The sequence below is a fragment of the Methylorubrum rhodesianum genome, assembly GCF_014199985.1.
GTDB classification, from domain to species: domain Bacteria; phylum Pseudomonadota; class Alphaproteobacteria; order Rhizobiales; family Beijerinckiaceae; genus Methylobacterium; species Methylobacterium rhodesianum.
In genome coordinates, this window is record NZ_JACHOS010000037.1 from 1 (window position 1) to 7,305 (window position 7,305).

Annotated in this window: 8 protein-coding genes and 1 pseudogene; 5 read left to right on the forward strand and 4 right to left on the reverse strand. The window is 67.6% G+C overall.

Annotated features, from left to right (window positions below; all coding sequences use genetic code 11):
• From HNR01_RS27830 to HNR01_RS27090, 3 genes are all read right to left on the reverse strand, one after another.
• Nucleotides 1–128 (reverse strand): saccharopine dehydrogenase NADP-binding domain-containing protein (locus HNR01_RS27830; RefSeq protein ID WP_183671022.1); only part of this gene is annotated, 128 nt, incomplete at its 3' end.
• A gap of 197 nt (nt 129–325) precedes the next feature.
• A complete protein-coding gene (locus HNR01_RS27085; RefSeq protein ID WP_183671024.1) occupies nt 326–775 on the reverse strand; it encodes a GreA/GreB family elongation factor in 450 nt (149 codons plus the stop codon).
• A gap of 499 nt (nt 776–1,274) precedes the next feature.
• Nucleotides 1,275–1,526: a hypothetical protein gene (locus HNR01_RS27090; protein WP_183671026.1), complete on the reverse strand. Its 252-nt coding sequence runs from the start codon at nt 1,524–1,526 to the stop codon at nt 1,275–1,277.
• Between the two features lie 206 nt (nt 1,527–1,732).
• Here HNR01_RS27090 and HNR01_RS27095 point away from each other — a divergent pair, with 206 nt between their 5' ends.
• Genes HNR01_RS27095 through rnk (HNR01_RS27105) form a run of 3 tightly spaced genes read left to right on the forward strand, consistent with a single transcriptional unit; the run spans nt 1,733 to nt 2,853 of the window.
• On the forward strand, nt 1,733–1,888 hold the full coding sequence (locus tag HNR01_RS27095) for a hypothetical protein (protein WP_183671028.1): 156 nt from the start codon (nt 1,733–1,735) through the stop codon (nt 1,886–1,888).
• Between the two features lie 15 nt (nt 1,889–1,903).
• Nucleotides 1,904–2,329 carry a nucleoside diphosphate kinase regulator gene (gene rnk / locus HNR01_RS27100; RefSeq protein WP_183671030.1) on the forward strand — a complete coding sequence of 142 codons (426 nt, stop codon included), beginning with the start codon at nt 1,904–1,906 and terminating at the stop codon, nt 2,327–2,329.
• Nucleotides 2,330–2,388: 59 nt separating this feature from the next.
• A complete protein-coding gene (gene rnk / locus HNR01_RS27105; protein WP_309236265.1) occupies nt 2,389–2,853 on the forward strand; it encodes a nucleoside diphosphate kinase regulator in 465 nt (154 codons plus the stop codon).
• 194 nt (nt 2,854–3,047) lie between these two features.
• Here rnk (HNR01_RS27105) and HNR01_RS27110 read toward each other — a convergent pair.
• Nucleotides 3,048–3,833 (reverse strand): annotated as a pseudogene (locus HNR01_RS27110) (SDR family NAD(P)-dependent oxidoreductase).
• Between the two features lie 151 nt (nt 3,834–3,984).
• Here HNR01_RS27110 and HNR01_RS27115 point away from each other — a divergent pair.
• Together HNR01_RS27115 and HNR01_RS27120 are read left to right on the forward strand one after the other, a co-directional pair.
• Nucleotides 3,985–4,842, forward strand: a complete 858-nt coding sequence (locus HNR01_RS27115; protein ID WP_309236266.1) for a LysR family transcriptional regulator — start codon at nt 3,985–3,987, stop codon at nt 4,840–4,842.
• Nucleotides 4,843–5,019: 177 nt separating this feature from the next.
• Nucleotides 5,020–7,164 (forward strand): helicase-related protein, encoded by a 2,145-nt coding sequence (locus tag HNR01_RS27120; RefSeq protein WP_183671034.1) that lies wholly within the window; start codon nt 5,020–5,022, stop codon nt 7,162–7,164.
• The last annotated feature ends 141 nt before the right edge of the window (nt 7,165–7,305 follow it).

Here is a 7,305-nt window from a genome sequence, read left to right on the forward strand (position 1 = left end):
AAGCGGCTCTTGTCGTACTCGAAATGCCGCTCGATCAGGGGCAGGGTTCCCCGCCCGATCGAACCGAAGCCGATCATCACGATCGGGCCGGTGATACGGCCATGTACGGGCCAATGATGTTCGGTCATGACTACGTTCCTGTCAGTGGGTGACATCGCACGAGGCTGCAGCCGCGATTTCGCGGCCTTGCCTGCAGCCGAATGTTGATCGGCCAGGGTGCAAAGGTCGGGACATCTGCCGGAGAGCCGGATGCCAATCTCAGAAAAAGACTTTACTGCACAGTGAGTTGGACCAGCGCCCCGGAACTCCCGCCCGGGACGCTGGTCTAGCGGAGGAGACGGCCGAAGGGCCTGAAGGGAACAGGCTCGAGCGCAGGCGCCGGCGGCGCGAGATCCTCGACTTCGAGAACGTGTTCCTGTCCGGTGGCATCGTCCCGAAACGGCATACGGTCCCCCTTCTTGAGACCGAGGAGGGCGATGCCGAGCAGGCTCGCTGCGGAGACTTCGTCCTCCGCCTCGACGGAAACGGTCGGGGGCAAGACTTTGCGCGCCTGCACCGACACCTCGTCATCGAGTCGATAGCCGACTTGGCTGTTCAGAGTAACGACGTCTGAAGATGCTTCGGAATTTCTGAAGTACGCTGCCCTCTCGAGCTCCGTCAGCAGAAAGGCAGCGTTCGGATCACCGCGCTGGAACGCGGCGAGACCGAACGCGACAAGATGATCGAAGTCATGATCAGGAAGCGAAATCGGCGGGAGTTCCCGAACGGCATCCATTCTGACACCTCACAGCGCAAACACTCCGCACGGCAAAGCCGCGCAGAATGGATTCTCGCGCAGCCCTTTCGGGACCGGCGCGTCGAAAAAGAAGAAGTGCTGGAGATTGACCCTGGAGCAGGCCGCGCCTCGAAAGGCCGGCAGGGCGCCAGGGCTTAGATGCCTGCTTGCAGGCTGCCCGCACGCCCTAAAAGGCGAATGCTTTGGAGACGGTTCGGCATAATTTTGCTGAGTACAGGCCAAGCCGTACGAGAGTCAAGCCTGTGAAGCAGGACGGTCTCTACGGCGCTCGTTCGCCGATCTTGGCTCGGCTCACCGAATGGATTTGGAATCGACTTCGCTGAAACTCGATGAACGACCCGCCGTTGCGTGTCGTTTGCCGGACGAGCCGCTCAAGCGCGACGGGTCGATCAAGCGCGACGGGTCGATCGAGGGATCGACGCCGGCCTTGGCGGCAGCATCCCCGGTCACGGTTTTGGAAAAGCCACTTCTCGATCCCTCACCGGGCATGCCTGCCCATGACGATGGAGGTCACGGGCGCGGCTCTCCGGCCGCACATCGTGCTTGAACAGCGATCATCGACGAGGATCATACCGAGTTGCTGCTGCGGAAGGTCGCGTTTGACAACGGCGGCGACTTGGCCAATCTTGAGAAGATCATGCCGTATCGTCCGCCTCTCAATCGTGGCCTGCTCCGGGCAGGCAATTTCATCGCGGGACAGTAGCCCCGAGCCGATGGTGCGTCCCTGCACGTCCTGCTCGGGGTAGCCGGGAAGGCTTTTTTCCAAAGCGCCCGAAGGTCGGCCGAGAGGCTCGACGATACCGAATCCAGACCATCGACGAGACTCGGGTCTGCGGCCGGAATGGCTGCCGGCCCGCGTTCTCACGCGAGAACGACGCCTGACGTCGGCGCCGCGGACCTTCGGCGCCGGAGAACGTCGGCGTGCAGGAGGCCTCCATGACCGCAGACAATCCCGTTCCGGCACCTGAGTCCGAACCGCCGACCGACGACGCGCGCGACGAGACGGTGGTCCCACTGCGGCGACCGCGGCCGAACCGGCCGCTCGCGACGGACGATAGCGATCACGACGACCCCGGCCCCCAAGCGGCCTGAACAAGGATCAACGACATGGACACGACCCTCCGGAAGCGCGTGGGCAGCACGCGCTTGCCGAAGATCAGAGTATCGGCTGAAGACCACGAACGCTTGGTCGGCCTCGCTGCCGCCGCCATGGATCGCATGCCGGAGGTTGCGGGCTACCTCGCGGACGAACTCGACCGGGCTCAGGTCGTGCGGGCCGGAAAGGCCGCCCCTGCATTCGCCGGGATGGGATGCCGAGTCGAATTCCGGGATGACACGACGGGGAAGGTCCAGACGGTGACCCTCGTCTATCCGGGCGAGGCCGATATCGGCCAGGGCAGGATCTCGGTGCTGACTCCCGTCGGCGCGGCCCTGATCGGCTTGAGCAAGGGTCAATCCATCGATTGGGCCACTCGGACGGGCGAAACCAGGCGCCTGACCGTGCTCAAGGTCCACGAGGCCGCCTTCGCCTGAGACCGCATGCGGGTCGCGCCGCCCGCAAACGATCCCTGTCGGACGAGATCCTGAGATCCGTGACCATCCGCTTCGAAGAACGCCCTCCGTTGATCATCCCGGTCTCCGACCTGCGCTCCCTGCGCGAGGTGGTGGTCGCGGCCCAGCCGCCCCACCCCCGGGCGGCGGTGGCGGCTTGGTTGGCCGAAGAGCTCGACCGTGCCACCGTGGTGCCTCCGGAGGTGGTGCCGGCCCAAGTCGTGACGATGCACACGCGGGTCGCGTATCGCGACGACGTCACAGACCATGTCCGCCGCGCGACGCTCGTCTTCCCCGGCGAAGAGGACGCGTCCGGGCCCGCCCTCTCGGTCCTCTCACCGGTTGGAGCGGCGCTTCTGGGCTTGTCCGAGGGGCAGTCGATCCGCTGGCGCACCGCGTCGGGCGGATTCCGCGGCGTCACCGTCCTGCGCGTCCTGTTTCAGCCCTACGAGGTAGCCTTCGGAGGCCACTGCATTCGCGGCCTCGGTCGGGCCGCGAATGCATAGCCGCGCGTGAGGGGCTCGACGCGACGCGGAGACGCGAGAAGGCTGCGGGGCACTGAAGATCCGCTTCGGCGCAGATCCCGCGATGCCCGAGTGTCCCGGCCTGACACGAACCGAGGCATGGACCACCCGCCGCGGTGGAGGCCCAGGCCGAGCTCCTCGCCAAACTCCCCGCCGCTTTGCCGAGCCGGCGTCGGTCAGGCGATGGTGGGCACGATCCCGCCCTCGACCCGGAGCGCGGCCCCGTTCGTCGCGGCGGCCAGGGGGCTTGCCAGATAGGCCACCATCGCGGCGATCTCGTCCGGCTCGATCATCCGCTGGATCAGCGAGAGCGGCCGGTGCACGCGGAAGAACTCCGCCTCCATCGCCTCGGGCGACAGGCTGGGATCCGAGGCGACGCTTTTCAGGAAGTCGCCGATCCCCTCGGAGCGGGTCGGCCCGGGCAGCACCGTGTTGACGGTGACGCCGCTGCCCTTGGTCAGCTGCGCGAGAGCCCGGGCGATCGTGAGCTGGGCCGATTTGGTGACCGCGTAGTGGATCATGTCGGGTGGCGGGACGAGGCCGGATTCGCTCGATACGAATACGATGCGGCCCCAGCCGCGCGCCTGCATCCGCGGGAAATAGGCCTGGGCGAGGCGGGTGCCCGATACGACGTTGATCTCGAACAGGCGGTACTAATCCGCGTCGGTGATCTCAGTAAAAGCCTTGGCCTCGTAGATCCCCAGATTGTTGACGAGGATGTCCACCTCAGGGATTGCGCGGACCAGCGTTGCCGCGCCCTCCGGCGTGCCGGGATCGGCGAGAACCGCCCTTACCCGTCCCACAGCACCGACCTGCGCCGCGGCGGCATCGAGCTTGGCCTGCTGCCGGCCGCTAATGATGACCTCCGCGCCCTCGGCGGCCAGCCGCGTCGCGATGGCAAGGCCGATCCCGGCAGTCGATCCGGTGACCAGCGCGCTTCGTCCTGTGAGTTGCAGATCCATAACGGGCTCCTCGACGCCGTGGCGATGTCGAGGAGATGGACGCTGGATCGATTGGTGAGTAGCACGCATCGCAGCACGATGGTCGTGCCTTGAATGCACGAATGGTCCCGCCATGGACAACCGGCTCGGCGAGATGTAGGCCTTTCTTCAGGTGGTGCGGCAAGGGAGCTTCGCGGCCGCCGCCAAGGCCCTGCGTCAGACCCCGTCTGCCGTCAGCCGGGCGGTCGCCCGCCTCGAGGCCCGTCTCGGCGTCGCGCTGCTGCGTCGGACCACCCGCTCGCTGACGCTGACGCCCGAGGGCGAAGCCTATCGTGATCAGGCCGCCGACCTCATGGCGGAGCTCGACGCGATCGAGCGCCGTCTCACCCGGTCGAGCGCCGAGCCGAGCGGGCGGCTGCGGGTGAATGCCTCTGTGCCCTACGGGACCCACATCGTCCTGCCCGTCCTGCCGCGCTTCCTCGCCCAGTACCCGCGGATGAGCCTCGATCTCGCCCTGACCGACGAGGTGATCGATCTGCCCGCCACTCAGGCGGATGTCGCGATCCGGATCGGCCCCTTGCGCGACACGCGCCTTCGGGCGCGCAGCCTCGGGCGCAGCCGGATGGTCGTTGTGGCCGCGCCCGACTACCTCGCGCGGGAGGGAGTGCCGGACCATCCCGACGACCTCGCGCGGCACAACTGCCTGAACTTCAGCTTCCGTCGATCCCTCGACACGTGGCCGTTCCGCGCCGGATCCGGCGTGAGCCAGCGCCCGATCCAGGGAAATTTCTTCGGCAATTCCGGCGAGGTCGTGCGCCTGATGGCTCTCGGCGGCGCGGGGATCGCGCGCCTTGCCCGGTTCCACGTGGGGGCCGATCTCGCCGCCGGACACCTCGTGCCGGTGCTGGAGCCGTTCAATCCCGGGGACGCGGAGGAGGTCCATGCGCTTTATGTCGGCCACGCGCGCTTGGCGCTGCGCATCCGAAGCTTCATCGACTTCCTCGCCGCACATGCGACGGTGAATGGGTGAGGTCAGCCCGGCCTCTCAGGTCGTTCCAGACGGAACCATGCATCTCATTGTGGAGATTGCCTCGTCGAGGAGGCAGCCGCCTCGCCCGCCAAACGATCACATGCCACGGTCATCGAGTTTGGTCAGGCCGGGGCGAAGATCCGGGCTGAGACGGACGCCGTTGTCGAAAGTGAGCCGATGGCCCGCAAGCGTCTCCGCCCCACTGTCGAGAGCCTGATCGAAGCGGTCGGTCGGCTCGGACTCGCGCCGAACGCCGTCGATCTCGAGGCTCTGCGCGCCCACCTCGAACTTCCGGAACTCGGAGCGGTGGTCGAGGACGAGCGCGTAGCGCGCGCGCTGAGGGAAATGCGGACGGCCCGCGCCTTCGCCGAGAGCGGCATCCCGGCCCTCAAACAGGCGATCCCTGCCCTCAGGGCCGGGGTGGGGAAGGATCATAGCATCCGCTGGAGCGTCCGGATCGGCATCCCGCTGCTCGATGCCGGCCGCCTGGATCTGCGCATCGACGCCGCGCCCGACCCGGTCATCGCCGACATCCTCCAAGGCATGGCGTCCCGGAACGATCCGACGCGACGGCTCGACGTGCTGCGTGCCGCCGTGGCCGAGATGACGGCGCGCACGACGAGCGACCTGCGCAAGCCGATCGATCGGCTCAGGGGCCAGATCCTCACCGATCTCCGCGAGGTGGGCGCCGATGCCGGAGCCTATCTCGAGCATATGGACCGCTCGCTGCGCTCCCGCCCGTTCAATCTCAATCCGAGGCTCGCCCGCGCCCTGACGGATGCCCTGACGCCGGTGCGCCAGCGGGCCAAGGCCGTGGCACGCGAGGGGTCGCGCCTGCGCCGGCTGAGGGATCAGGTGGGATTCGGCGCCTATATCGAGAAATTCGCAGCCGCGCGCCGACTGAACCGCCGCATCATCTTCCACATGGGGCCGACCAATTCCGGCAAGACCTACGCGGCGCTGCAGGCGTTGAGCGCGGCCCCCACCGGCGCCTATCTGGCACCGCTGCGCCTGCTGGCACTGGAGAACTACGAGGGACTGCGCGAGCGCGGCCTGCGGGCCGGCATGGTCACCGGTGAGGAGGTGCTGGGCGCGCCCGATCCGACCCATACCGCCCGCACGATCGAGACGGCCGACCTCAGCCGCCCGATCGAGATCGCCGTCATCGACGAGATCCAGATGCTCTCGGATCCGGATCGCGGCTGGGCCTGGACGAATGCCCTGTTCGGCGTCCCGGCCAAGACCGTCATCGTCTGCGGTTCGGACGACGCCCTCTCTTACGTCCGGCGTGCTGCCGAGGCGGCGAACGAATCGCTGGAGGTGATCCCCTTCGAGCGCAAGTCGCCGCTGGTGCTTCTCGACGAGCCGGTTCCGTTGGAGCGGGTCGAGCCGGGTGATGCCGTCGTCGCCTTCTCCCGCCGCGCCGTGCACGAGAACCGTGAGATCTTGGTTGCCCGCGGGCATCGGGTGGCGACCATCTACGGCGCCCTGTCGCCAGAGGTCCGCCGCGCCGAGGCGGCACGTTTCCGATCGGGCGAAGCCAACGTGCTCGTGACGACCGACGCCATCGGCATGGGTCTCAATCTGGGCCCGCTGAAGCGGATCGTCTTCTCGGCCGTACGCAAGTGGGACGGCGTCGAGGAGCGGCCGCTCTCCAATTCCGAGATCCGGCAGATCGCCGGCCGGGCCGGGCGCTACGGCCACCACGATCTCGGCATCGTGGCGGCCACTGAGGCGACCGCGATAGAGCCGATCAGGGTCGCCTTGGCCGGCGCGCCCTCGGCACCGGCCGCCGATACGCGCTTCTACGTCCGCCCGGATCTGACCGCGATCCGCTCCGTGGCGGAAGAGATGCGGACACCCAGCCTCTACGAGGTGATGACGCATTTCGCGCGGGCGACCTTCTATGCCGGCTCGCCGTTCCAGCCCTCGGCCCTGGAGGAGGTTCTGGAGATCGCGCGGATCGTCGACCGGGCTCGCCTGCCGATCGAGGAGAAATTCGTGTTCTCGGTCTGCCCGATCAACCGGCGCGACGAGATCGCCATGGGCATGTTGGAGCGGTGGAGTCAGGTTCGGGCGGCCGGAGCGACGGTACCCGCCCTGCGGGCCAGCCTTGCCGGGGAGCTCGATTATCAGGAGCGGACCGTGAAGCTCGCCAGCGCCTATCTGTGGCTGTCGCGCCGCTTCCCCGAAACCTTCGACGACGTCGAGGCGATCCGACACATGCGGACCCGTGCCAACGACGCGATCGAGCATCACTTGCGGGAGACGGCCACCCGCAAGGCGGAGCGCCGAACCCGGCGCAAGGCGGGAGCGCAGTGACGCTTCGGCGCCGCGCCGCAGGGATTGTGGTTGCGTGGCCCCGAGCCCCCTCCCCTCTTTGGGCCGGGGGCCCGATCCATGGGCGGCGGGCGGCTCTGGTGGTGCGGCGTGGAACGTCAAAAGGCCCGCGCGGCGCGAGCC

What these genes read in the sequence shown, in the direction of transcription:
- rnk (WP_183671030.1), top strand. Translation starts at nt 1,904, where the DNA reads ATGGACACGACCCTCCGGAAGCGCGTGGGCAGCACGCGCTTGCCGAAG.
- HNR01_RS27120 (WP_183671034.1), top strand. Translation starts at nt 5,020, where the DNA reads ATGGCCCGCAAGCGTCTCCGCCCCACTGTCGAGAGCCTGATCGAAGCG.
- HNR01_RS27085 (WP_183671024.1), bottom strand. Translation starts at nt 775, where the DNA reads ATGGATGCCGTTCGGGAACTCCCGCCGATTTCGCTTCCTGATCATGAC.
- HNR01_RS27095 (WP_183671028.1), top strand. Translation starts at nt 1,733, where the DNA reads ATGACCGCAGACAATCCCGTTCCGGCACCTGAGTCCGAACCGCCGACC.